Origin of the sequence: Nodularia chucula CCY0103 (assembly GCF_963923915.1) — a bacterium.
Classification (GTDB): domain Bacteria; phylum Cyanobacteriota; class Cyanobacteriia; order Cyanobacteriales; family Nostocaceae; genus Nodularia; species Nodularia chucula.
Window position 1 is genome coordinate 1 of sequence record NZ_CAWUOL010000028.1, and the last position, 25868, is coordinate 25868.

The 25868-nt window shown below is 40.2% G+C and carries 22 protein-coding genes and 1 pseudogene; 11 read left to right on the forward strand and 12 right to left on the reverse strand.

Annotation, left to right across the window (positions count from 1 at the left end):
* Positions 1-196 precede the first annotated feature (196 nt).
* On the forward strand, positions 197-487 hold the full coding sequence (locus ACM0OP_RS10230) for a hypothetical protein (RefSeq protein WP_414528307.1): 291 nt from the start codon (positions 197-199) through the stop codon (positions 485-487).
* 231 nt (positions 488-718) lie between these two features.
* On the opposite strand, the gene ACM0OP_RS10235 is transcribed toward ACM0OP_RS10230, so the two are convergent.
* From ACM0OP_RS10235 to ACM0OP_RS10245, 3 genes are all read right to left on the reverse strand, one after another.
* Positions 719-841, reverse strand: a complete 123-nt coding sequence (locus tag ACM0OP_RS10235; protein WP_414528308.1) for a hypothetical protein — start codon at positions 839-841, stop codon at positions 719-721.
* A gap of 20 nt (positions 842-861) precedes the next feature.
* Entirely contained in the window at positions 862-1725 is an 864-nt protein-coding gene (locus ACM0OP_RS10240) for a fructosamine kinase family protein (protein WP_414528309.1), read from the reverse strand.
* An 82-nt stretch (positions 1726-1807) separates the two neighbouring features.
* Positions 1808-3079, reverse strand: a complete 1272-nt coding sequence (locus ACM0OP_RS10245; protein WP_414528310.1) for a M16 family metallopeptidase — start codon at positions 3077-3079, stop codon at positions 1808-1810.
* An 805-nt stretch (positions 3080-3884) separates the two neighbouring features.
* Here ACM0OP_RS10245 and ACM0OP_RS10250 point away from each other — a divergent pair.
* The 5 genes from ACM0OP_RS10250 to ACM0OP_RS10270 all read left to right on the forward strand — a co-directional run bounded on the left by ACM0OP_RS10250 (position 3885) and on the right by ACM0OP_RS10270 (position 10208).
* Complete coding sequence (locus ACM0OP_RS10250; protein WP_414528311.1) at positions 3885-6320, forward strand: dynamin family protein; 2436 nt, start codon at positions 3885-3887, stop codon at positions 6318-6320.
* On the forward strand, positions 6313-6792 hold the full coding sequence (locus ACM0OP_RS10255; protein WP_414528312.1) for a hypothetical protein: 480 nt from the start codon (positions 6313-6315) through the stop codon (positions 6790-6792). The genes ACM0OP_RS10250 and ACM0OP_RS10255 overlap by 8 nt, the downstream gene beginning before the upstream one ends.
* Positions 6793-6806: 14 nt before the next feature.
* The gene (locus tag ACM0OP_RS10260) at positions 6807-7979 is read left to right on the forward strand and encodes a hypothetical protein (RefSeq protein ID WP_414528313.1); all 1173 of its coding nucleotides are present in this window, start codon (positions 6807-6809) and stop codon (positions 7977-7979) included.
* Positions 7980-8181: 202 nt separating this feature from the next.
* Complete coding sequence (crtD, locus tag ACM0OP_RS10265; protein ID WP_414528314.1) at positions 8182-9699, forward strand: C-3',4' desaturase CrtD; 1518 nt, start codon at positions 8182-8184, stop codon at positions 9697-9699.
* Between the two features lie 140 nt (positions 9700-9839).
* Complete coding sequence (locus ACM0OP_RS10270) at positions 9840-10208, forward strand: Dethiobiotin synthetase (RefSeq protein ID WP_414528315.1); 369 nt, start codon at positions 9840-9842, stop codon at positions 10206-10208.
* 52 nt (positions 10209-10260) lie between these two features.
* On the opposite strand, the gene ACM0OP_RS10275 is transcribed toward ACM0OP_RS10270, so the two are convergent.
* The 3 genes and pseudogenes from ACM0OP_RS10275 to ACM0OP_RS10285 all read right to left on the reverse strand — a co-directional run bounded on the left by ACM0OP_RS10275 (position 10261) and on the right by ACM0OP_RS10285 (position 13054).
* Positions 10261-10872 carry a hypothetical protein gene (locus tag ACM0OP_RS10275; protein ID WP_414528316.1) on the reverse strand — a complete coding sequence of 204 codons (612 nt, stop codon included), beginning with the start codon at positions 10870-10872 and terminating at the stop codon, positions 10261-10263.
* Between the two features lie 81 nt (positions 10873-10953).
* Positions 10954-12408, reverse strand: a complete 1455-nt coding sequence (locus tag ACM0OP_RS10280) for a class I SAM-dependent methyltransferase (RefSeq protein WP_414528317.1) — start codon at positions 12406-12408, stop codon at positions 10954-10956.
* Positions 12405-13054, reverse strand: a pseudogene (locus tag ACM0OP_RS10285) (type II restriction-modification system restriction endonuclease). The gene ACM0OP_RS10280 and the pseudogene ACM0OP_RS10285 overlap by 4 nt, the downstream one beginning before the upstream one ends.
* 119 nt (positions 13055-13173) lie before the next feature.
* On the opposite strand from ACM0OP_RS10285, the gene ACM0OP_RS10290 reads away from it, so the two are divergent.
* Positions 13174-13455 (forward strand): hypothetical protein, encoded by a 282-nt coding sequence (locus ACM0OP_RS10290; protein ID WP_414528318.1) that lies wholly within the window; start codon positions 13174-13176, stop codon positions 13453-13455.
* Positions 13440-13841 carry a type II toxin-antitoxin system PemK/MazF family toxin gene (locus tag ACM0OP_RS10295; RefSeq protein ID WP_414528319.1) on the forward strand — a complete coding sequence of 134 codons (402 nt, stop codon included), beginning with the start codon at positions 13440-13442 and terminating at the stop codon, positions 13839-13841. The genes ACM0OP_RS10290 and ACM0OP_RS10295 overlap by 16 nt, the downstream gene beginning before the upstream one ends.
* Before the next feature lie 235 nt (positions 13842-14076).
* On the opposite strand, the gene ACM0OP_RS10300 is transcribed toward ACM0OP_RS10295, so the two are convergent.
* Both ACM0OP_RS10300 and ACM0OP_RS10305 read right to left on the reverse strand, forming a co-directional pair.
* On the reverse strand, positions 14077-15099 hold the full coding sequence (locus ACM0OP_RS10300) for a zinc-dependent alcohol dehydrogenase (RefSeq protein WP_414528320.1): 1023 nt from the start codon (positions 15097-15099) through the stop codon (positions 14077-14079).
* Positions 15100-15275: 176 nt separating this feature from the next.
* Positions 15276-15464 (reverse strand): hypothetical protein, encoded by a 189-nt coding sequence (locus ACM0OP_RS10305; RefSeq protein ID WP_414528321.1) that lies wholly within the window; start codon positions 15462-15464, stop codon positions 15276-15278.
* Positions 15465-16009: 545 nt separating this feature from the next.
* On the opposite strand from ACM0OP_RS10305, the gene xth reads away from it, so the two are divergent.
* The 3 genes from xth to ACM0OP_RS10320 all read left to right on the forward strand — a co-directional run bounded on the left by xth (position 16010) and on the right by ACM0OP_RS10320 (position 19407).
* Positions 16010-16792: an exodeoxyribonuclease III gene (gene xth / locus ACM0OP_RS10310; RefSeq protein WP_414528322.1), complete on the forward strand. Its 783-nt coding sequence runs from the start codon at positions 16010-16012 to the stop codon at positions 16790-16792.
* Between the two features lie 37 nt (positions 16793-16829).
* Positions 16830-17705: an SDR family oxidoreductase gene (locus ACM0OP_RS10315; protein WP_414528323.1), complete on the forward strand. Its 876-nt coding sequence runs from the start codon at positions 16830-16832 to the stop codon at positions 17703-17705.
* A gap of 205 nt (positions 17706-17910) precedes the next feature.
* Positions 17911-19407 carry an HlyD family efflux transporter periplasmic adaptor subunit gene (locus ACM0OP_RS10320; protein WP_414528324.1) on the forward strand — a complete coding sequence of 499 codons (1497 nt, stop codon included), beginning with the start codon at positions 17911-17913 and terminating at the stop codon, positions 19405-19407.
* 170 nt (positions 19408-19577) lie between these two features.
* Here the strand turns inward: ACM0OP_RS10320 and ACM0OP_RS10325 are convergent, their stop codons facing one another.
* From ACM0OP_RS10325 to ACM0OP_RS10340, 4 genes are all read right to left on the reverse strand, one after another.
* Entirely contained in the window at positions 19578-21038 is a 1461-nt protein-coding gene (locus ACM0OP_RS10325) for a S8 family peptidase (RefSeq protein WP_414528325.1), read from the reverse strand.
* A gap of 295 nt (positions 21039-21333) precedes the next feature.
* Positions 21334-23961 (reverse strand): type I secretion system permease/ATPase, encoded by a 2628-nt coding sequence (locus ACM0OP_RS10330; RefSeq protein ID WP_414528326.1) that lies wholly within the window; start codon positions 23959-23961, stop codon positions 21334-21336.
* Positions 23910-24668, reverse strand: a complete 759-nt coding sequence (locus ACM0OP_RS10335) for a peptidylprolyl isomerase (protein WP_414528327.1) — start codon at positions 24666-24668, stop codon at positions 23910-23912. The genes ACM0OP_RS10330 and ACM0OP_RS10335 overlap by 52 nt, the downstream gene beginning before the upstream one ends.
* Positions 24669-24929: 261 nt before the next feature.
* A complete protein-coding gene (locus ACM0OP_RS10340) occupies positions 24930-25739 on the reverse strand; it encodes a TIGR00297 family protein (RefSeq protein WP_414528328.1) in 810 nt (269 codons plus the stop codon).
* Between the last annotated feature and the right edge of the window lie 129 nt (positions 25740-25868).

Genomic DNA, 25868 nt, shown 5'->3' on the forward strand with positions numbered 1-25868 from the left:
TTGTTTCCGTAATTTCCCTGTCTGACAGCTAAGGGTGCGGAATGTGGGTTAAATATAATTCATTGAGTTTAACCAATCGACGTAGATTAAGTATTCTTATTAACAATAAGAATTAAAGTCTGGTCAACAAAGGGTGTTATTTACTACTGACTGCTTGAGTGAAGGGGTAAATTTACAGTCTCATTAAGCAAGTACAGTGAAAATACTAAGTATATTCCGAAATGAGCAATATCAAAAACTACTCTCACAACCTGACCACCACTCGGATTTTGAACGAGTAGTTTTACAGGAGATTTATCAACGGGGCTATAAACCTGATACCGCACAGGAATTAATTCCAGAGGCGAACTTTGACACTCCCCGCGATAAATCGACGGGGATTCTTGGTTCAACGAAACCACTTAACCTAGAGTCCTTGCGTCGTCTAAACCAGAGGTGGGATTCTCCCCAAGCGTTAATTCGGGTATGCCCTACCCTATTTGCATGAGTGCAAGTCCTGTTTTGTTTGAAACAATTTGTTTCAAAATGCTGATTCGTCTAGTCCCTATAAATCTTTTGCCTACTGCTAGGAGGAAACTAGAATAATGCAGTAGAACCGCATAGATGAGGCAGTGCGGTCTTGGGGTTTCCCCAATTAGAGCAACTGCCGTTTAATTATCAAGGTTCAGTGCTTTCTCTTTCGACGGCTAGGTTTTTTAAGTGGTTGATTACCTTTCCACTATGCTAAATATAGCAGCATACTGGTACAATAATGAATAAAAGCCGTCGTTCTACGACGGGGCTTTAAACCCAATTTTTCGGTAATAATTTGCAGCAGTGAATCAACCAATCGTGTGTTCATGCGTTTCTGCAATCCTCTACTTAGCGCAAAATCTGCTCAATCATCCGATTGGCTTGGGAACCGTAACCACCGCCAAATAAATTAAAGTGATTGAGAATGTGATACAGGTTATACAGGGTTTTTCTCTGCTCATAACCTGCATCTAAAGGAAATACTTCGTTATAACCTTGGTAAAACCCAACAGGGAACCCACCGAATAATTCTGTCATAGCAATATCAACTTCTTTATCCCCAAAATAGGTTGCTGGATCAAATATTACCGGTTCACCTGACACAGTATACCCAGCATTTCCACCCCATAAATCACCATGCACTAAAGATGGTTGCACTTGATGATTAGCTAATAATTCCGGAATAGCTGCAAGTAATTCCTCTTGTTTGGGAAAACTCCCCCCTCGTCGTCTAGCTAATTGGAACTGATAACTTAGCCGATGTTGAGTATAAAATTCTGCCCAGTCTGCTGTCCAGGTATTAATTTGGGGTGTGGAACCAATCGTATTATTAATTTGCCATCCAAAACCTTTGTTGCTAGTAACTTTGTGCATCGCTGCTAACTTGCGTCCCATTTCTGGGGAAGATTTGCTGTTACTACCTCCCATTTCCAGCCATTCCAAGACGATATAACTAGAATTACCAGCCGTACCCCAGCAAATCGGTTTGGGTACACGAATGGTATTTGTCGCCAGCATTTGGTTTAAACCCAGCGCCTCAGCTTCAAACATCGCAACTTTAGAGGCTTGATTGATCTTGACAAAGTAAGTCAAATTACCATCAGCAACAGCATAACCTTGATTAATACAGCCACCACTCACACTGCGTTTGTGCTGAGGTTGAAATTTTTCGCCAGTGACTTGGCTTATGTGAGTATCAATTTCAGTCCACATTTTTCAATTCGGAAATAAGGATGAGGATATTTATCTATTTTCTCATGCCCCACTCCCCACTCCCTACTCCCCACTCCCTAATTTAGGGTTTCAACACAACTACACCGTAAGCATCTGGGGAAAGATACTGTTGTGCGGCTTGCATTAAGTCTGTTGCATCTTGGGATTGAATATGATCTGGGTAATTAAACGCAGGTTCTAAATCTCCCACCATAGATTGATAATAACCGTATAAACCAGCGCGATCGCTTGGTGTTTCATTGCCAAATATAAACCTATTGGCTACCCGTCGCCGCACACGAGCAATTTCTGGTTCTGACACTAACTCTGTATGTAGTATACGGATATGTTGGGCGATCGCCTCTTCCACAGCCTGTAAATTTTCCACCGCACATTTAGCCGAAATATAAAACGTCCCTTGTAACTGATTAGTCATATTACTCACACCAATAGAAGTCACCAGTTCTCGTTCTTCCTGCAAATCTCGCACCAGTCTAGAAGTCCGTCCATGTGCCAAAACTCCCGCCAACACATCCAAAGCATAACTATCATCTAGCTGTTGCAACCCTGGAACCCGCCACACCATGACTAAACGAGCTTCTTGCAGACTATCATCCACAAATTCCCGCCGCACAACTTCTGTAAACGCAGGTTCAGGCTTAACCCCTAACTGTTGACTGTTAACTGTTGACTGGGGAATGTGACTAAATCCCTCAGCCACAGTTGCAATTAACTCTTCCACAGGTAAATTACCCACAGCTACAGCCGTAATTGACTGGGGTTGATACCAAGTACGATGAAAATCACGCATTTGCTGGGGTTGGAGTTGAGAAATTACCGCTTCTGGCCCCAACACCGGACGGCGATAAGGTAACTTTTCAAAAGCTGTCTCCATTGACCTTCTAAACGTTCTGCGCCGGGGGTTATCTTCCGAACGGCGAATTTCTTCCAAAACTACCAAACGTTCCCGTTCAAAGGCATCATCAGGAATGCTGGCATTACATACTACATCTATTTGCAGTGGTGCTAACTCAGCAAAATCCTTGGGAGCGGTATCTATATAGTATTGAGTATAGTCTTGGCTAGTAGCGGCATTAGTCACAGCACCCCGTTCTTCAATTTGACGCTCAAATTCACCGCTAGCTAAACGCTCGGTTCCTTTAAAAATCATGTGTTCTAAAAAATGAGCCATGCCATTAATCGCATCAGATTCCACAGCCGAGCCAATATTAACCCACAAGCTGAGATTTACAGCTTCTACTGGCATTTGTTCTGCAACTATGGTCAAGCCATTGGGCAATTTATGCACCGTGGGGGCATTTATCCGAGGAAATTTAAGCAGGGTTGAGGTCATGGGTAGTAGGGAGTGAATAGCTTTGTTATTCCTTTATTTTATAACTCTCTTGATGATGTGAACTTGAATAAACACGTTTAAAATAAGTCGGGTATATTTTTATCTGAATAATCCTAGAGAAATCAAACAGTCAAAAATTCATAGTTTTGAAAATTTAAAAACCTTGGCTGCGAATGCTTTACCAGTTTTGAGGTTGGAATAATTCATACTAATGGTAGATGTGACGAGTTGCTCTTTGTGAAAGTACCACAGTAATTAATTTGGCAGTATTGTTTTTATACTTAATGACTATCTGGGAAATCTCGAATTTATGCGGATACTCAACAGCGTTAATTAACGTATATATACTGACAATTATCGGCTGTTGCAGTGAAAGTTAAGTATTTGTACGTTTGTTAGCTATCAATTCTCGGTTGAAGAACCCCACCCCGCAAGGGAGTCTACGGCGCACAGACCAAGGCAAAGCTAGATAATGGCTAGGTGACAGGATAAATGATTAATATCGAAAATATGGTATTTTCTAGTAATTTTGCTCTGAATGCAGCCTACTAATTACAGTGATAATACGCAATTATCAAGAAGTGATATTGTGATTTGTTCAGGAATAACACTAATATAATTTATATAGATTTGTGCGTAAGATTAAAGTATATTTTGTATTTTTAGGCTGCCAAGGTGAAACATAAACTACTGAGTAGTATTATAACCACTACGGACGACAAGACTTGATGCTCAAAACTAGTTAATAAAAGTAGTTTAATTTCCAACCCCTTGCACATAACAACTGATAAATAGTAAAGCAAAAATGCAAATTGATATTGATTCTAGGTTAAATAATACCCGTAAGCTTTTAAATGAGTTAGGTAATTCAGTTTCTAACTTAGTTAACTCTTCTCCTGATATTTCTGAAGATCCAGGAATTAAATCTTGTTTAGCAGGATTTTTAACTGCGTATCAAGAAGCAGTCCAACGACTAGAAAATCCTAGTTTCCGCATTGCAACTATTGGGACAACCTCTTCTGGAAAATCAACTATAGTTAATGCGCTAATTGGTCGTAAAATTGCCCCAATTGAAAACGGCGAAATGAGTGGTGGTGTCCTTACCCTCAAACATTCACCCGCACAGAAATTAGTCATTGCAGAAACAGAGGATGCTGCTTGGGAGACTGGAGAATGGACAGGGTTAAATGATGAAGATTTATACCAGCGCATCAGTACAGTCATGCACTCCTATAACCATGCGCGTAAAAAGCGTGAGTATGTTGCACCACAAATAACGGCTTATGTTCCGCTTTTACCTGCTTGTGATCCTTCTTTGTTAGGTTTACCGGCAAGTATAGGAATAGAATTAATTGATTTACCAGGTTTGAAATCAATTCAAGACCGGACTAATTTAGCAACTATTCAACAGCAAGTGAATAAAGCTTTTAGTTTAGTGGCTTTGGACTATATGCAAGTGGATGATGACCACAGAAAAAGGCTGTTAGAAGAATTAAAAAAAGTTGTTGAATATTTACAGGGTCGCACAGACTCAATGATTTTTATTTTAAACCGGGTAGACCACCGAGGTGCAGATGATTTTCCTCTAGAAGTGCGAATTAATCAACTGAAAGCAGAAATTCAAGAAGTTTTATCACTTCCCGAACCTCCTGATGTTCTACCTTTTAATGCTCGTCTTTTATATTATGCTCAATGTGCTTGGGGTGCAGGTGCTTTGAATGAGCCTTCAATAGTAGATCCACAGGTAAGGTCAAGATGTTTAAAAGCAATGTTTCAAGACTGCGCTGGAGTAATTCGTTTAAACACCAAAGACAACCAGGAATTAAAACAATGGTTTCGTGATTTTGAAGATTATGTTGAAAATAATAATTTTGTTGATGATGAAACTATGCGGAAAATTCTCCGCTATTCTTTAGAATGGAGTGGAGGTAGAGAACTTTGGGATATTTTCCGTATCAGAGTTGAACATTCATTTACAGAATTGGTAATAAATCAGATTCTAGTCGAAGTTTTTACGAATTATCAAGCTTTGGTGAATCATCTTAATAATCTGGTTACTATCCTAAAAATAAACTCGAAGGAAACAATAGAACAAGAAAAAGTTAAAATTAATAAGCTAGGAGAGTCAATACATGAATATTTAACCAGTAAAAATCAAGAATTTCAGAATGATCTCAATAGATGGATAGCAGACCTAAGATGGATAGCAGACCTAAAAAACCCCAATACAACAAATTTCGACCAAATCGACAGTCGCATTAGACAAGAAGCAGGTAAGACTAAGGGGTTAAAATATTTTGACCAAGTTTTTGATACAGTTCAGATAATCGAAAAAGACTTAGTACAATCTTTAATTTTTCCGGTAATAGATGCTTTGCAAAATAATCAAAGTGCTTATGACCTTGAAGAAAAATTACGCGAATTTATTTCCCCGTCATTAGCTGAGAATATTGCTAGAGTATATGATCACCTAAGTCGGAGATTAGGCAAATTTGAAAAACAATCAGAATTTTTAGTTAAGAGTGTACGTTGTGATAATAAGCAAGAAGTTAGAGGACTTGAGCATGATGAACGCTATGTAAGGTTACTGTATGCCACTATGAGAAATGCTATAGAAGCTAGAAGTAACTTTTTAATGCAAGCTCAAGGAGAAATATTTATAAAAGCTTTGGATAATTTTGCCAATGTATCCTTGGTGCATTTAAATATTGATGATGAAATATTTGCATCTGTAATCAATATTGAAGATGCAGTGACAAGTAATTTTAAAAAGAAATTACCGCCAGCTTCAGCGAAATTACCGGAAGATTTTTTTGATATTCCTTTGAATATTAAAAATGAGCAAAAAAAGCAGCCAGAAAAAGTTGGTGAAGAAGATGGAAGTTGTGGCAAAAAAACTGATAAATTTGAAGATAGAGAATATAAATTTCTCCAGATACCAAATATAGATGTAATGGGGAAACAATGGTCAGATAGTATTAAACAAGCCAAGATGAATTTATGGGATATCTTCCGAAATTGGAGTATTTTACAATTAAATCAAACAAATGAATTGTTTCAAGAATCTGTTAAAGAAATTACTGATTTTGTTCAAGGGGCGTTAAACGAACAGTTAAATGCTATTGAACGAAATGAGTTGTTACAGCAGCAGTTTTGGCAAAATTTTGAAATTCAAAAAGACGCTGTTACAGAAATCTATCAAAATTTACAAGCAATATGCACAGGTGAAAAATATGAATAATACATTATGTCAAGTATTGCTAAGATTTTGGGCTAGTTTTTGGGATATGTTAAGGAATGAGAAAAACCCTACATATAGTGAACCCAGAACTCAAAAACCAACATCAAAAATTTTAGTTTTAGTAATTAATTCGCTTAATCTAGATTTGATTCAATTTTTACAAAAACAGGGGAAAATAGAATCAGATGATTGTGATCAACTATATCGTGCTACTCGATGTTTATGGCTGGGAAGTAAAACTGATTTATCTCCAAAACTAAATGAAGATACCCGTTTTCAAGCCAAAGAAGAATCAGAGTATGATGTTTATTTGATTACAATTACCTTAGAGGAACAAGTTAGTGGATTTGAACGAAATGCAGATCAAATGGCAAGGATTTATGCTTTTCGCAAATTAGCTGGTTTACCTGTTAAAGTTTCTGAAAGGTTAACAGTTGAAGTTTACGAAAATACTAATGTTTATAGCTGCTGAAATATCGAATCATTATGCTGATTGATACTACTCTTTTAGTCAACAGTCCTGAAATTATTCAGGGTTTATTAAATGGCTCCATGAAACGTTATGGTAGCGTTATTCGTTGGGCTGATGGTACAGAAAAATCAGGTCAAATTATCCGCCATTTAGCAGAAACGCCAGGAGCAACTAAGCAAATTATAGATGGAATGAGTTTTCACAAATTAATAGGTATTGAAAATACTCTATCCTCGGTCATGGGTTTAACACAAATTGCTGCGGGTGCAAGTGTTTTAAATCTTGGTATCAGTATTGCTGGTTTTGTCTATATGGGTTATAAACTGCATCAAATTCAAAACTCATTAAATTATCTACAACAAGCAGTAGATGAAGGATTTAAACGTATTGAAGGACAACTTGCCTATATTTACCTATTAGTAGAAGATAGCCGAGAGCAACAAATAAGCCTCGCTAAAGCAATTTCTCATCTGCATCAAGCAATGTTAATTAAAGAAATTGCTGCTTTAAATGCTGAACTACAAGATCGTTCTCGCTTTCCCAATGAATCACCCAGAGAATCGCTCAGAGTTGCTTCGAGAGTGCGGTTATTTTTAGCTAACCAAGCGCTACAAATTACCCCAGCATTAGACGCTGAATTAATGCTAAATACTGATGTTTCTATTCAAGGTTGGGCTGTAGCTACTGCAACCGAAGCAAATTTACTCTTAGAAATTGGTAAACATCAAGAAGCTAAAGAATTACTGGCTGTAGAAGTGCCGAAGTTTAAACAAGTAGCGCAAAGATGGGGTAATGAGTTAATTAGTCATGAAAAATCTCATTTATCTACAGCTTATCGGTTTACTAACTCTCGTTTTCATGATTATATCACCCCAGAAAGAGTAGAAAGAATTACCGAAATTTCTCCACGCGATCGCACGTTATCACCTGAGCAAATTAGTTGGCAGAAAATCAACGTTGATGTAGAGTTTGAAATGTCTTATAGCTCCCAATGGGATGAAGCCTGGACATATCGTCAAATTGCTGTGGCTGAATATTTAGATACTCTGAGCGAACTTTCTGCCAGGTTAGACAGTTTACAATCCTTTGCGGCTTTATGCGAAAGTCACAATGTTAAAAGTAGCCGTGATATTTTACCCAATGCTGATGCTGGGGTAGGCTTGTATATTTTACCTGCTCATGAATAGTTTTAGTAGGCGATCGCCTGATTTTTGACTGAAGTTTTTACCTCAAATTGACCCCAAAAATACCTCTGAGATCAATAAGATTCCTGCTCCTTCTCCTTAATAAGGCTACCGTGTACACAGAGGAGGGGAGTATGGCTCACCTTATCTAATCAGGAAAGGCTATAATAATTAGTAATATTAAGAATTATAAAGTTAATCATCAATGTCGAATATTTCTGGTAGGAAAACCAAGTCTCGTGTTGCTGTCATCGGTGCGGGGATAGGCGGACTGACTGCGGCTGCATTATTAGCCCATAGGGGTTACAGCGTTTTAGTCTTAGACCAAGCCTTGGTTCCGGGGGGTTGTGCTTCCACATTTCAACGGCGCGGATTTACCTTTGATGTCGGGGCGACTCAGGTTGCAGGATTAGAACCAGGGGGAATCCATCACCGGATTTTCTCAGAATTAGGGCTAGATTTACCAGCAGCGACACCTTGTGACCCCGCTTGTGCTGTATATTTACCTGGGGAAAATACACCGATTAATGTCTGGCGTGACCAAAAGAAATGGCGAGAGGAACGCCAAAAACAATTTCCTGGGAGTGAACCGTTTTGGCAAATGATGGCGGTTTTATTTGAGGCTAGTTGGCAATTCCAAGGACGTGATCCGGTTTTACCTCCCCGGAGTTTGTGGGATTTATGGCAATTAACTCAAGCGGTACGCCCTAGTACATTAATTACCGTCCCCTATACTTTATTTACGGTGGGGGATGCTTTACGGTTTTACGGACTGGCTAAAGACCATCGTTTGAAAACGTTTTTGGATTTGCAATTAAAGCTATATTCTCAGGTGGATACTGAGGAAACAGCTTTACTTTATGCAGCTACGGCGTTGAGTGTCTCCCAATTACCCCAAGGTTTATTTCACCTCCAGGGTAGTATGCAGGTACTGAGCGATCGCCTAGTGGAATCTTTAGAACGAGATGGTGGTAAGTTATTAATGCGCCACACTGTAGAAAAAATCCAGGTGGAAGATAACCAAGCTACGGCTGTAGTCATCAGAAATCAGAAAACAGGCGAAATCTGCACAGAAATTGTAGACCATGTAGTTGCTAATGTCACCGTACAGAACTTAGTGCAACTATTGGGAGAAAAAGCCCCATCTGGGTATAAAAATCGGGTGGAAAAATTACCCCAAGCATCGGGTGCATTTGTGGTGTATTTAGGGGTAGATATCAGCGCTATTCCCCCAGATTGTCCGCCGCACTTACAATTTCTCTATGATGTCGATGGACCGATTGGGGAAAATAATTCTCTGTTTGTTTCCGTCAGTCATTCCGGAGATGGACGCGCCCCAGACGGGAAAGCCACAATTATTGCTTCCTCCTTTGTAGATCCTGCACCGTGGTGGGAAACTAATAATTATCAAGGACTGAAACAGAAGTATACAGAAGATGCGATCGCCCGTCTAGGGGAATACTTCTACCTCAAACCAGAAACCATTATTCATCAAGAAGCAGCCACACCCCGCACCTTTGCTCATTACACAGGGCGCGATCGCGGTATAGTAGGCGGTATTGGTCAAAGAATACCCACCTTTGGCCCCTTCGGCTTTGCCAATCGCACACCCATTAATCACTTATGGTTAGTCGGCGACTCTACTCATCCCGGAGAAGGTACAGCAGGAGTGAGTTACTCAGCGCTGACAGTGGTGAGACAAATTGAGGCAAAATACTCGTAAACTATTTGTATCCATTTATCTACATCTGTGGTTAAATCTTAAAAATAGTTACTGTAGCAAGATATCTAGTAAAATCATATCCTCATAGTAATTTGTATGTAGGTACTCTTGCTGTGTATCAACTAACATAAGCTGGATACATGAATTACGAAACAGCTCGCAAACTCCTCATAGCCCAGACAGTGACAACAGAGGAAAATCCAGATGCATTATTAATGCGGATGAAACTGGGAAAACCACCAATTCCCGGTCAGATAACGTCGATTTTGTTAGCGTTGAAAGTGGTATTTGAAGCCATGAAAGACGCGCCCAACCTCGACCGAGAATTAGCCTTTGCTCTTTATCAGTTGGGTGTGAAGGCGCAACAAATATTTGTAGCGGGGCGCAAAGCTGGGGTTGATTGGCCCCCTCTGCTGAAAGAAGATTTGCTGAGAATTTCCCTAGCCACTGAAAGCATATTTTCTGGTGTTTGGCAAACCCCATCTCCGGTAGGATTAGGAGGTTTTTAGAGGCGAATTGCAGCAGGTTGGGTTCAACCGAACCCACAGCAAACGCCAACTATTAGCGATTTCGCAATTCAGATTCTAACTTATCAAGGTCGGCTTTCAGAAAAACCGTCATTTGACCTGTGAAAGCTTTACCTCCTGGGGGTTGGGCAATTTCTACCCAATAGGCATAGCGATCGCCTACACGTAATTCTCCCCGTAAAGCCTCCCTAATAGGCGTTGTAGCTAGACGCGCCGAATTAATTGCACTCTGGTTAGGATACTCATATATGACTTGAGCGCGGTTAAAATCTTGATAGATATCTAACCCATAAATTACCCGCAGAGATTCCTGAAGACGCTGAAAAGTCATACCATTAATCCCATCATACATAGTCAGGCGTTGACTCCGAATCCGCCCCCTGTCCTGGGGTAATCGCACCCTACCAGGAGGTAATACCGATGCTTGAAAAGTGAATCGCTGGGCTGCTGTATCACTTTTTTGGATAAATAAACGCTCACCAGGTCTAGGGCGCAGTGTAGGATGTGCTTTGATCCAAGTAGTTACTTCTTCTGTCGTTTGTCCCGGTAACGCCTCAGCTTTGGAATCAAACAACATTCCCACGCCCAGCCAGGGAACTAGAGAAAAAGGTAAAATCAAGAGGTTGAGCAGAGATTTTTTGAGCATTTTCCTATTGAAGACTTACATGGAAACTTCCCCAGCAGGGGATATTGATAGTTTTCCCATTTTTAGGTATGTTGATCAAGCCTAAGCATCAAAATTAACTTTCCCTTCCATCAAACCTGTAAGATTTAAGCTATTTAAGATACTGGACTTAATCGGGCGCTTTTCATCCCAAAAAATTAGAGATGAATAGAAGTTGATGACTGATGGAGAAGTCAAAACCTCAAAAGTTCTGTATGCAGTTTCCTCATTATCAAAACTTAGAAAGTAAACAGTATCATCAAAAACCACAGGTTTATCACTCAGATTACCAATGAATCTAAACTCTAACTTCTTATAAAGTCCACAAATCGCAATTTTCCAAGGTGCAAAAGTATATTTACCAACTCCAAAAATAGAAAACCTGGGTTGATTTTTATATATTTTACTCTTGCGATTATCTAAGTAACTTTCATGAGACTCTAAATAATCCCAAGTCTTAGGAGCTACAGATTTTATATTTTCAGTTGATTCACCCACAAAATTTTGAGTAACTAGAACATATCGCTCAGTACAGTTGATGCGATTTTGAGCAACATCAGCGCCTTTAAGCAAAGGAAAAAGATATGTTTCTTCAATATCAACTATTTCTCCGAGTTTATTAATAAAAGTATGATCAATTTTACGAAATTCCATGATATTTGAGCAATCATGTTTAATACCTGAGCGCCATTTTGTTTCAGTTTTGAGATCATACAATTTACTCAGATTTTCAAAAGCAGCTATATCTCTGATCAAAAAATTATTTCGATATCCGATTTTATAAGATTCTGAACTTTCTAGACTATTGAATACATCACAGTAGTAGTTTTTAGAACTTGAATCGAATTTACAGAATAATAGACACGCTTCAACAGAAGCATGAAAATACTTTTTTGTATCTATATTATAAGTTGCACATTCAGCTAAATTTAGATTATGAAAATAAAGGTAGTTCAATAACTTTCTAGAAACAGAAGTTTTACAAAGCATTGCTAGGTAAGCATCACGCCCCTGTAGCCATTGGATAGCCTGAATTAGCATCCATTCTGAAATATCAAAGTTACTCTTACCCGTAATTGCATCTAAACCGCTATAATTTTGAAAATTATTTTTATTGGGCAAGTTTTCGCCACCAATACTTCCTTGTTGTGAACTTGTCACCCAAGGAAAATTACCAAGGACTAGGAATTTACCATTTAATTTATTTAGATAGGATAACCAATCAAATTGAAAAAAATCTGCATTTTCAAGCTCAATTCTTCCATCTTGTAAGAATAGCTTCTTTGTTTTCACCTCTTGTAAATAATCTGGGTTCAGTTCTACTCCCATAATTTTGTTCGTTGATTTAAACAAACGTGAGGCTACCTGAATAAAATTACCTATTCCACAAGTTGGCTCAATGATTACATCAGGACATACACCCAGTTCGATTAACTTTGCACATACCTTGGTAGCCAGTTCTATGGGTGTTTGAAAGTCTCCATATTCTACTTTTGCTTTGTCAACAGTGCGAATCATTCCTTAGCCTTATAAACAGCAATTATCCCTGATTCTGATCCAGCACTCTCAATAACTCTTCTATATTGAAGTCGCCATTGCAAAGCGTTAGAAATAGTTAAAAATCCTTGCAATGGAGGGTTTAAGAGTATTTCATCTGCAATATTAGATGCTTCAATTTCATCAACAGGTAAATTACGGTCATACATAAAAGCAATTAAATCATCTTTATTACCTTCATTTTCCAAGATGCTGCGAATCCCGCGAGTCATCTGAAAATCAGCCGTTCTTTCTGCACTTACATAAAGTGTATGTAGAATGTTTAAATTTGCAGTCCGGTTCATACTTTGGTCTGTTTTATCATAAACAAAGATAATTAACGCATATCCCAGCCCAAAAATTTTTTGTCGTGCAGATTTAAAAGGACAAGATGACTGTGGCTGCTTAATGCTTGTTACCTTAACATCAACCAATAGACCTGGAAAATCGATACCACTGGCTGAATTACCCTCAAAAAAATCATACTTATTTTTGAGATACAGCCTAAATACGTGCCGATTGCTTTCCCATCAGTCACGCCATACAGTAAAGGTTCAGGGTGTCTAGACTCGGCGGCTGAAAATAGTGCAGCTTCATTACAGAGGGCTTCTATGGTCAAAATTGTCATATTTGAAGCAAAAATTAATGACAATTATCATACATTAGCTTGAGGTTACAGTTGTGCGATCGCTAAAAAAGCAAAATATTCCAGGTACAATTATAACAGAGGATAACTAATCAACAATTATGTATAACTCTGAAACCCAACCTCAAATCTTACGCGCAGCATGGGAGCAAGGTTTACAGCAAGGGTTAACCCAAGTTGCACTCAATATGCTCGAAGAAGGTATTGATTTAGCTCTTGTAGCAAAGCTAACGGGATTATCACTAAGAAGAGTCCAGAACTTGCAAGCCAACGATGATGATAATTCCCAAGTATTAGTTAAAGATTTTTTGGAATTAAGTGAGTCATCACTGAGCAAAGTTTGGCTGGATTCAGAGGAAGATGAAGCTTGGAAAAATCTATAGAACACTTGACAAAAGGCGATGTTATCTCAGTGCCGTTTCCATTTTCTGATGCATCTGCGACTAAAAGACGACCAGCTTTAGTAATTGCACAATCAGATAATAACAATATCATAGTCTGCCCTATTACGAGTAAACCAGGGAGAGACTATGAAATTAAGTTAGAAGATACAGATTTCAAAATTGGTAAGCTAAACATAAGCCCTTGCTATATTCGTCCTAACATTATTGCAACGGTTGACATAAATAACGTGATTCGACGTGTGGGTAAACTGAAGGGTGAAAAAGTCAATAAAGTTATTACTGCAATTATTGATCTCCTTCAAAAATCGCCCGAACCTCCACCACCAGGATCAAAGGCTTTCGAGCGAGGTAAAAAACCAACATAAAATAGTTATGAGTTTACCATTGTTATCAATCTAAATAAATATACATAAAATACTCTATGAAAATGGTATAAAATATTAAGATATGTGTTGTGTAGGTTTAGAAATTAACAACCAGCAGGCTAACAAATGGCTACACTGGAACTAGTATATTAACTATCATAAAGAAAAAGTAATCGCTTGATTTTTATTTCTACCAAATAGTTTATACAGAGCGTGCTAATTGGCAGCCACAAAATTAAGGAATCATCGCCACCTTAATGACTTTACGCGCCTTCATATCACAGAATACCTGTTCTAAATCCTGGAGCGATCGCACTTCACTAATCAATAACTCAAAAGGTATTTTACCACTAGCGATCAATGCCAACGCCGCTCTTACATACTCAGGCGTATTATGAAACACACCCTTTAAAGTCAATTCACTGTAATGTAACTGCTCTGTATTCACAGTAATTGTGGTATCTCGTGGACAACCACCGAATAAATTTACAGTAGCCCCAGGACGAGCGCAAGCGATCGCAGTTTCCCAAACACTAGGTACACCAGTCGCTTCAATGACCACATCAGCACCCCATCCCTGAGTTAATTCTTTCACCACACCGGGAATATCGGGAATTTGATGATAATTAAAAGTCTTTGCAGCACCAAGTTTTGCACCAATTGCTAGCCGATGGTTATTACCTCCCCACAGCAAAACTTCGGTGGTTTCCGCCAAAACAGCGACAAACATTAAACCAATCGCCCCATCTCCCAACACCACGACCCGATCTTCAGGTTTAATATCAGAACGAGCGACACCATGCAACACACAGGCTAAAGGTTCGGTCATTGATGCTAATTGCAACGGTAACTCATCGGGAACCCTCAACATATTATGCTGGACAATTGCCGCCGGAATCTTTGAGTATTCTGCAAAAGTGCCGTTATTCCAGGTAATATGGGGACACAAAGAATATTCTTGACGTTGACAAAAAAAGCATTTCATGCAAGGGGCAGAATTATTAGCGACGATGCGATCGCCTATTTGCCAATTTGTCACCCCCGCACCCACAGCCACAATTTCCCCCGCAGCCTCATGACCAAACAGAGTCGGTAGTTTGAGCATTTTCGCATGGCCACCACGCCGCCACACCTTCAAATCTGTGCCACAAGTTGTGGCTACACCCACTTGAATCACAACCTCACCAACTCCCGGAGTGGGGTCAGCTACCTGTTCTAAGCGTAAATCTTCCTGACCGTAAAGTAATGCTGCTAACACAGCCTTTAACCTAAATAATTAGCTGCATTTGATTTTATCAGACTGCCGAAATCAGGAAGAAAAATTATCTCTCGTCTCCCTAATCTCTTGTACAGCCAGGCGTAAATAGCACAACCCTACGGGTTCACCATCTTGAATCAAGTTTTTGACTTTTGGCTTCCATATCCAAGGCGGAACTACTCTCTTAATGCTGTCTGACGGACTCCTGAATTTTGATTTTCTCCACGAGAATTAGGCACACGAATCACAGTCAAAAGAGGTACTTCTTGTCGGCAAGATGTGCAGAACCAATACAGTTCACCATAACGGACATGGCGTAGGAGGGAACCACCACAACACAGACAGGTGTTGGCTCTCATATTCATAGCAATAGTCTCCTCAAACAAAGTTGTTAATTAAATTTTTGAAAAAACTTGTTAATTAAAACCTGACTTTAGCCGTATCCAAATAACGTTCTAAATCAATGTATATCTTGATAATTTATTGCCAAACTGCTGTGTATGTATTAACCAGATTGCTCACCATAAATTGCTTTTTTATATATTTGGAGCAGAATTGATAATTGAGTAATGACAATCTTGGATAAACTGGAATTTCTTACCTCTACCTAGTTTATTTTTACATCTAAAATCTCGGTTTAAAAATGTCATTTAGCACTTGTATTCTTCTATTATAACCTATGTACCAGTAGTTTCATCTGCCTTGGGGATCATCGAAGTATGAGAGTTTTTTGTAGCTAAATTGACAAAATAATGAAATTTGTAGCTCAGAATACTAAAATTATGAGATATAAATCACTTTTTCTAACCGCAAGTTAACCAAAATGTGTATATTAGGTGAATGTTAAATTTTTGTAAAAAAAATAACGCAGTAAAAATTAATATTTATTTTTAATACTCAAAACTAAAAAATGAAAATAGCCACTTGGAATGTCAACTCAATTCGCACTCGCCTAGAACAGGTGATATTTTGGTTAAGTGAAAATCCCATTGATATCCTCTGCTTGCAGGAAACAAAAGTTGTAGATGGAGACTTTCCGCGATCGCCCTTGGAAGAACAGGGTTATCATGTCTATGTCTCCGGTCAAAAAGCCTATAACGGCGTAGCCCTAATTAGTCGCCAACCCCTCACGGATGTCAGCGTTGGTTTCACCGCCCTTTTACCCAATATCGACCCCGCATGGGATGAACAGAAGCGAGTCATTACAGGGGTAATTGACGATATTCGCATTGTAAATTTATATGTCCCCAATGGTTCCGCCGTGGGTAGCGAGAAATATGAATTTAAGCTGGGCTGGCTAACAATCCTACGAGAGTATTTACAAACCCTTTTACTCACACAACCTGCAATTTGTATGTGTGGTGACTTCAATATCGCCCTAGCAGCCGAAGACATCCACGAAAGCGCCAATATCGAAAATCATATAATGGCATCGGAACCAGAGCGCCAAGGCTTAAAAGATATTCTAGAACTGGGATTTGCTGACGCTTTTCGCAAATTTACCACTGAAGGGGGACATTATAGCTGGTGGGACTATCGCACCGCCGCTTTTAGGCGCAATCGGGGTTGGCGCATTGACCATCATTATCTCACCCCCATACTGTATGAACGGGCTAAAAGTTGCATTATTGACATTAACCCCAGAAAATTACCCCAACCCAGCGACCATACCCCAGTAATCGTCGAATTTTAGATTAGTGTGTAGATGGAATCCATCACCCAAAATCCTTATGTTTCTGGTTACTGGAGCAACGGGAGCAATAGGTCGCCGAGTTGTGCGACTTCTACGCCTAGAAGAAAAGTCAGTGAGGTCATTTGTCCGCCTCACTTCGCGTTATAACGAGTTAGAACACCGAGGAGCCGAAATCTTCATTGGTGATTTGCGCCGAGACAAAGATATTGAAAAAGCCTGTCGGGGAGTCGAGTACATTATCTGCGCTCACGGTTCTGATGGTGATTCCTTATCTCTGGACTATCGGGCTAATATTGAACTTATTGATCAAGCAAAAGCTCATCAAGTCAAGCATTTTGTGTTTATTTCCGTATTGGGAGCAGAACGGGGATATGAAGATGCTCCCGTATTCAAAGCCAAACGAGCCGTAGAGAAATATCTAGAAGCTAGTGGCTTGAATTACACAATTTTACGCCCATCTGGATTAGCATCCAGTTTATTACCATTAGCAGAACGGTTTCGGGAAACAGGTTTGTATTTGCTGATTGGTGATCCTAAAAACCGCACTTCGGTAGTCAGCACGGATGATTTAGCGAAAATAATAGTGGATTCAGTCACAGTTGCAGGCGCACGCAACCAAATATTACCAGTGGGAGGTCCGGAGATTTTATTACGTGAGGATATCCCTCACGTTTTTAAGCGCATTTTTAACAAAGAACCAATAATAATTAATTCACCTTTGTTTGTTGTGGATGGGTTACAAAATGTATTTGGTTTATTTAACCCCCAAGCACAAAAAGCTGTAGGAACTTATCGGACATTACTGGCCAATGAATTTTTCTGTAGAAAAGAGGAAATAGTGAATATCGAAAGGATTTTCAATTTGCATTTGGAAACCTTAGAAAATTTTCTGCGCCGCTATCTTGCGGTTTGAATAATTGGGGAGTGGGGAGTAGGGAGGTGTGGGGAGTGTGGGGGGTGTGGGGAGTGTGGGGAGTGTGGGGGGTGTAGGGAGAAAGATTTTTAGTTTCCAATACTCGATACGCAATACCCATTCCCTAATCCCCAGTCCCCAATACCCAATACCCAATACCCAATCCCCAGTCCCCAATCCCCAGTACCTAATAATCTCAGGTTTTATGAAATATTCTTTACTTGCAAATGCAGCTCAAGCACGTCAGACAAAAGAACAATTTGCTAAACCAGAAGATCAACTATCTTATGAGGTGGGTAAGGCTGTACAGGAATTACCGCCGTTATATACCAGAGTTTTAGCAGGAACACTGAGCTTAGTGGTTTTTGGCGCGATCGCCTGGGCAAATTTCTCTCAAATCGATGAAGTGGCGATCGCCCCAGGGGAATTAATCGCTTCCACCAAAGTTCGACCTGTAACATCCTTAGATGGTGGCTCTATTTTAAACGTCAAAGTTGCAGAAGGTGATCATGTCACTGAAGGTCAAGTATTAATTCAACGTGATCCAGACCTTAAACAAACAGATGTCAACCGCCTCACCCAATCAGCCAAATTAATCGCCGAAGACTTGCAGCGTTTACAAGCAGAACGTATTGGGACGACTAGCGCTGGAACAAAACTACAAGATGAACTTTTAGAATCCCGCCTTGCAGATTACCAAGCCCGTCAAAGTGCAGCCACAGCTGAAGCCAATCGCCAACAAGCGACTATTGCACAGATTAAAGAACGCCAGCAACGGTTAAAAGAAAACTTAGTAAATGCTCAAACCAGCTTGCAAAATGCCCAAACTAATATAGTCAACGCGGAAAATGTTGTTGTCCAAGTAGAAAAAAATGTGGCGATCGCCCAAGAAAGAGAAAAAAATCTTAGCACCCTCATTGCTCCTGGTGCATTACCCAGAATAGATTACCTAGAAGCCCAGGAAAGATTAAATCGCGCCAACACAGACATGACCAGGGCAAAAGATGAAGTGGTTAACGCCCAGAATAGATTAAACGACATTAAAGACAGAATCGCATCCTTAACCAGAGAAATTGCCGCCCAAGACCAAGAAATTCGCCAAGCAGAACAAACTTATCAAGGAATCCGCCAGCAGACACAGCGTTTAGCATCTGAGCGCCAAAGTGAGATTTTAACCCAAATCAAACAGCGCCAAGAAGAACTCAGCAACATTAACGGTCAACTAGAACAAGCCAGGAAACAGCAAGCCGGCGAAACCATCACCTCCCCAGTCGCAGGGACAATTTACAAAATTAAAGCCACCCCAGGGCCAGTACAACCAGGTGAAGAATTGCTCTCAATTTTACCTGCGGGGGAAGAAATATTATTAGAAGTCAAAGTCCGCAACCGCGACATTGGTTTTATCCGTCCAGGGATGACCGCAAAAGTAAAAATGGCCACATTTCCCTTTCAAGAATTTGGCATTGTTGATGGTAAAGTAGTACAAGTCAGTCCCAACGCCGTTGTCGATCAAGAATTAGGTTTAGTTTTCCCTACTAGAATCCAACTAACTGAACACTCAATGAATGTCCGGGGTGAAGAAGTTCCCTTTACTCCCGGAATGGTTGCTAATGGTGAAATTGTCACCCGTCAAAAATCAATTTTAACTTTCATCATTGAACCTGTAACCCGCCGATTCAGTGAAGCCTTTTCAGTTAGGTGATATGAGGCAGGGGGCAGGGAGAGTGTGGGAGGTGTGGAGAGTGTGGGGAGTGTGGGGAGAAAGATTTTTAGTTTCCAATACCCAGTCCCCAGTCCCCAGTACCCATTCCCCAGTCCCCAGTCCCCAGTACCCATTCCCCAGTCCCCAATCCCCACTCCCCATCTATAAAATTAGAAGCCAGGAAAAAATCTTCTAAATTCCTCCAACTGCTGCTGTAATTGATTGATAATTCTTTCGATATCTGTAACACCTTCATTATTATCATTAACAGCATCATTGTTAAAAATGTTACTACTAACGATCTGGTTGAAACTATTAACAGCACTATTGGAATACCTAACCAAATCGCTGGGATTTAGGGAAAATGAAGTAGTGGGTAGTAATTCAGAAATTGTTGTCTGACTATCTGTAAAAATTTTCACATTTATTTCTACATTAATCATTGTATCTGATGTACTATTATCTGCTATTTGTGCGATCGCCTGAGAAACCATAGGCAGAAAATTCACCGCATTAAAACTTGCTCCCGATGTACTATTTTCCGCAGTTTCTATGATAATTTGCCTAATTTCTGCATCAGTTAAATTAGGATTAGCACTCAGCATTAAAGCCACCACACCAGCCACATGGGGAGTAGCCATAGAAGTGCCATTATAGGTAGCATACTGATTACCCGGAACTGTGGAATAAATCCCTACTCCTGGAGCGGTGACATAAGGAAAAGCATTCATCCCCGCCCTATTAGAGAAGTTCGCCAGATTATTATTCTGATCCACAGCCCCCACAGCCAATCCCCAATTATTGGCATAAGTAGCCGGATATCCAGTAAATGGGTAGCCATTATTACCTGCTGCCATCACCACCACAGTGCCTTTACTGCTAGCATATTGAATGGCATTTTCAATACTGCTGTTAGGAAAATTACCACCCAAGCTGAGATTGATCACATTAGCGCCATTATTCACAGCATAGTAAATCCCATTGGCTACAGAAGTGCTACTACCTGAACCCTGGTCACTCAGCACTTTCACGGGCATAATTTTGGCATCATAGGCAATACCGATCACTCCAAAGCCATTATTTCCCCCAGCTATGGTTCCAGCTACATGAGTACCGTGACCATTAGCATCTATGACATTGTTACTATTGTCAGCAAAATTCCAGCCTTGGGTATCATCAATGTAACCATTACCATCATTATCTATGCCATTACCAGGAATTTCTCCGGGATTAGTCCAAATATTATCCTTTAAATCTGGGTGAGTATAATCAACGCCAGTATCCAGCACAGCAATTACCACACCTCTTCCTGTATATCCCTGCGCCCAAGCTGCGGGAGCTTTGACTAAATCTGCTCCCCAATTCCTCCCACCCAGATTAGGAACATCACCAAAAGTATTCATCCCCGCAGCTCTAGCTACGGCGGCGGCGGCGTTAATTAACCCATAGCCAGAAGTAGAATTAAAATTAGCCGTGCGGACAGAATTTGCATCTATATCACTAGCTGCATTCCAGCTACTACGACTAGTAAAACTATATTCATGCGGGGTAGAAAAAGTATCTCGTGAGAAGCTAGAGTTATTTAGCCCGTAATGAGGAAACAAATTCTGACTAATATCGTCAATTACCATAGATATTTTATCCTCAAACCAAGTATTTTTTTTGGCAACACTAACTGTTAAAACCTGTCCCCAAGGTTTTAGTATGTGATTTTACTTCCTTTGAAAAAAATACTATGAAATGAAATAGGAAAATGACACTTTTTTAACCAAAAAGTTAGCTAAAAGTGTAATCTTCCCAAAGAATATTGGTAATTTTTAATTGGTTAGATGGCGGTCAATGATTTTTTGACGAGCAACCTTTCCGTTGTCACCCACCGCAACATCCCCAGTCCCCAGTCCCCAATCCCCAATCCCCAATCCCCAGTTAAATATTCGCTTGTTGGCGTTGATACAATGACCAGTACAAACCTTTTTGTTGTAACAAATCTGGGTGAGTACCCCGTTCAGCAATGACACCTTTTTCTAAGACTAGAATTAAGTCAGCCCGTTTGAGGGGAGCGAAGCGGTGAGCAATGAGAAACACTGTTCGGTGAGCAGAAACCTTTTTTAAGTTTTCCAAAACTTGCTGTTCTGTTTCCGAATCTAAGGCGCTGGTAGCTTCATCTAATACTAAAATTGGGGCTTGGGACAGAAAGAGTCTGGCTAAGGCGATGCGTTGTCTTTGTCCCCCTGATAAGGCTGTTCCCCTTTCTCCCACGTTGGTTTCATAACCGTAGGGTAGTTGACTAATAAAGTCATGGGCGACAGCTAGTCTGGCTGCTTCTACTACTTCCTCTGCACCAATATCAGGATTACCAAGGGTGATATTCTCTAAGACAGTGCCGTTAAATAAGAAGTCTTCTTGGAGAACTACGCTAATTTGTTGTCGTAGTGAGGCTAAATCGGCACTCTTAATATCAAATCCATCAATTAGAATACGTCCTGATTCAATTTGATAGAGGCGTTGTAAGAGCTTGGAAAGGGTACTTTTCCCAGAACCACTGCGGCCGACAATTCCCACAAATTGCCCTGGTTCTACTTTAAAGGAGATGCCTTTAAGAACTGGTTCTATGTGTGGTTGGTAACGGAAAAAGATTTGCTCGAAGCTAACTTGACCTTTGAGGGGTGGTAAAACTAAACCTGTACCTAATTCTGCTTCTGGGGCGATGTTGAGAATATCACCAATGCGGTCTACAGAAAGTAAAACTTGTTGCAGATTTTGCCATAACTGCACTAATCGCAGTAGTGGCCCGGTAACTCTCCCGGATAACATTTGAAAGGCGACTAATTGCCCAATGGTTAGGTTTTGCTCAATGACTAATTTGGCTCCAAACCAGAGTATGAGTAAGGAGGAAAAATTTGTCAGAAAGTTACCAATATTACTGCTAATATTCGATGTGGTAGATGCTTTAAATCCTGTACGGACGAAACGGGCAAATAATCCTTCCCAGCGATCGCGCGCCACTGGTTCGGCTGCATGAGCTTTAACTGAGTGAATCCCGGTGACAGTCTCTACTAGAAATGATTGACTGTCGGCACTGCGATTAAAGGTTTCATTCAGCCATTTACGCAGAATTGGGGTAGAAATAATTGTTAAAGCGGCAAATAACGGTAATACCGCTAAGGCGACAAAGGTGAGTTGGATATTGTAGTAAAACATTAATACCAAGTACACCACTGCAAAGATACTGTCTAAAATGACAGTTAATGCTGTCCCTGTGAGAAACTGGCGGATTTGTTCTAGTTCTTGCACTCTGGCTATGGTGTCTCCCACGCGCCGCGACTCAAAATAAGCTAATGGCAAACGCATGAGATGGCGGAATAGTTGCGCTGATAAGCTTAAATCTAAACGCCTGGCGGTATGAGTGAAGATAAATAGCCGCAGTATACCTAGTATAGATTCAAAGGAGGCGATTAATAAGAGGGCGATCGCCATGACATCCAAAGTCGGCAAACTCTGCTGCACCATGACTTTATCAATCACAACTTGGGTAATTAAAGGTGTACCCAATCCCAAAATCTGCAAAGTGAAAGACGCAAGTAGTACTTCTCCTAGAAGTTTGCGGTACTTCCAAACTGCTGGAGTAAACCAACCCAGGTTAAATTCTTCTTGTTCTGATACCAGTTCCACTTGCCAGAGTCTACCATCCCAAGCAGACTCAACTACAGACTGAGGTATACTTTCACAGGCATAATCCTCGTTGAGGGGATTAGCAATAATCAAGTTAGATCCTTTCATTCCATAGGCTACCACCCAAGAAGCCGGCGGAGATGAATCAGGTTGCCATTGTAGGATTGCGGGAAAAGATAACTGTCGTAAATCAGCCCAATTAACTTGCAACCTGCGTAACACTAACCCTAACTTTTCCCCGGCTTCCACTAGATGTTTCGGGCGTTGTCCCCGGAGTTGGCGTTGCACCCATTCCAACTTCACAGGATGTTCTAATTGTTGCGCCACCATTGTTAAGCAAGCCGCAGCTGTATTCACATGAGAAAGGAAGGGATAACCGGATGTGACAACAGTGGGGGATGGCATCAATTTCTGTATATTTTCTTCCTTTTCCCCCTCCGCAGCTACCCAAAACTCAGCAAGTTGGGGCGTGGAAAATTCTTTCCATAGTGCTGTATTCCAGCAGACTACTACAACCTCCTTGCTTGCAGCTACCGCTTTACAATCTACAGTCAGATGATATAAGTTACCAAACCAATCTCCTGGTTGTAGAGCGGCTAAAGGCTTACCTTCTCCTACTTCTTCCCGCAAGCGTACTTTACCAGTAACAATGAAAAACTGATAATTATCTGCGGCGCTGGACCAAATTTTTTCTCCCAAACGATACTGACGGATTTCTGCTTGATTTTGCAGTTGGGATTTTTGTTCGGGACTCAAAGAAGATAAAGGCGGTTGATTCCAACGGATGGAAGCGAGGGCGTTGATTTGTAGAGATTGATTATCCAGAGATTTTAGCTCATTTGTAATTTGACCGTCAGCGTTTGAATTTTCTCGACTAGCCATTTCTCAAATAATTCATTTTGTAGTGCTTGTTTGAGTTGCATATCTTCTAAAGACGCTGGCAAAAATTGTTCTAATCGAAATAAGCCATAACGTCCCTCGATTTCTATAGGGCCAAGAATTTGTCCAGGAGTAGCTATATCAACAACTGCTCTTAATTGATCGGGGATTGTACCTCGACTAACTGGTCCCATCATCCCGTTAACCATGCGGTCTTCTGATAATGAATATTCTCTGGCCAGTTGCTCAAAACTACCTCCTTCTTCAATTTGAGTTTGTAGTTCTTCAGCTACTTCTCGATTATCAACAACAATCCGGGAAACTATCACCCGATCTAGAAAAATTTTGCGTTCAATAAAGTATTCTGAAAGCTTTGGTTCTGTAATCAAAACCTTGAGTTTTTCTAATTTAAAGTTGAAACCGATGGATTCGGAAAAAGTAGCGTAATCTGTAGCATTGTTCTGTAACCATTGTTGAAAAGTTTCCGGATCATTAAGTTGATTTTTGAGGCGAAAATCTATGATTGTTTGTTCGGTTAAAGCGGGACTAATCTCGATATCATCTCGCCTTTGGATTTCCTGCTCAATCACATAGTGTCGGAGAATGTCGCCAATGAAATGTGCTAACTTTCCAGAGGCTTGCAGATATTTTACAGCTTGATTGATAAAAATTGGTTGGTCATTTACTGTCAAAAATGATGAAGATTTCATGAATTAAATTAATAAAGAACAGTTAAAGATTGATATATTACCAACTATATATTTGTCAATGGAAAAACCCACGAATAAATAATAGACATCTTGTGTAAATAGTCATGTTCGCAATTCATGGGCATTAATGGGTGGGAAATATAGCAACCTCCCAAAAAGTGAGGACATAAACGAATACTAAAACCGAGTCTCCAGTTATAGACAAACGGAATTTACATCACCAAAGTGATGTGTAAAAATACTTGTGTTTTTTTTGAATAATTAGCTAGGGAATGAAGCTAAAAAAATCGTCCAAAGTAGAGCAAAAATGATAGATGTGATCGCGCCAATTAAAGTATTGAAAATATTCACTATTTCATTAGTTAGCCAATCATATTCAGATTGCAAAGTTGCGCCAATCACACTTTCTAAATTGGTAGCAATAAATGCAGCCAATATGCACCAAACTATCCCTAATAAATCTATTAAACCTACAGCCCAACCTAAACAGGCGATCGCAATCGAAGCCACCACACCCGCAATTGTTCCCTCTAAACTCACCGCACCCTCTGTACCACGAGATACAGGTTTTAACGTAGTAATCAAAAAAGTACGTCTACCATAAGCCTTACCCACCTCACTAGCAGTAGTATCAGAAAGCTTCGTACTAAAACTCGCCACATAGCCTAACAAAAGCAGAGATTGCAGACTGTCAGCAATAGATTGGGTACTGGGTAAAATTAATCCCCAATCAAACATACCTACACCCAACGCACACACAGCCGCAGTTAAAGCCGAACCCCAAACATTTTCCGGGCCTCTAGCGCCAGAACGCTTTTCAGCTATTCCTGCTGCTTCCTTTTGTGCCATACCAATACGTGTTACACCAGAACCAACTAAAAAATAGCACCCCACCACTAAATAACCTTCCCAACCAAGAGTTCCCCAAATGAGTACACCCAACAACCAAGCGTGAAATACTCCTGCTGGGGTAAGTAACTTTTTAGGCGCAACCCATACCAAACCCAATAAAATCGTGTTCAATACTATGGCTAGCAACCAGGGATTTACAGAGTCAATAAAAGATAACATCAGCAACGAATCATAAGTAGTTTTGCCAGAATAACAACAGAATAACCAATTTTAGAACCGGGGTGCTGTTTGAACTCTGCCACTACCTAACACCATCTCTGTACAAAGTTGCGCTAAATTTCTTTCCTT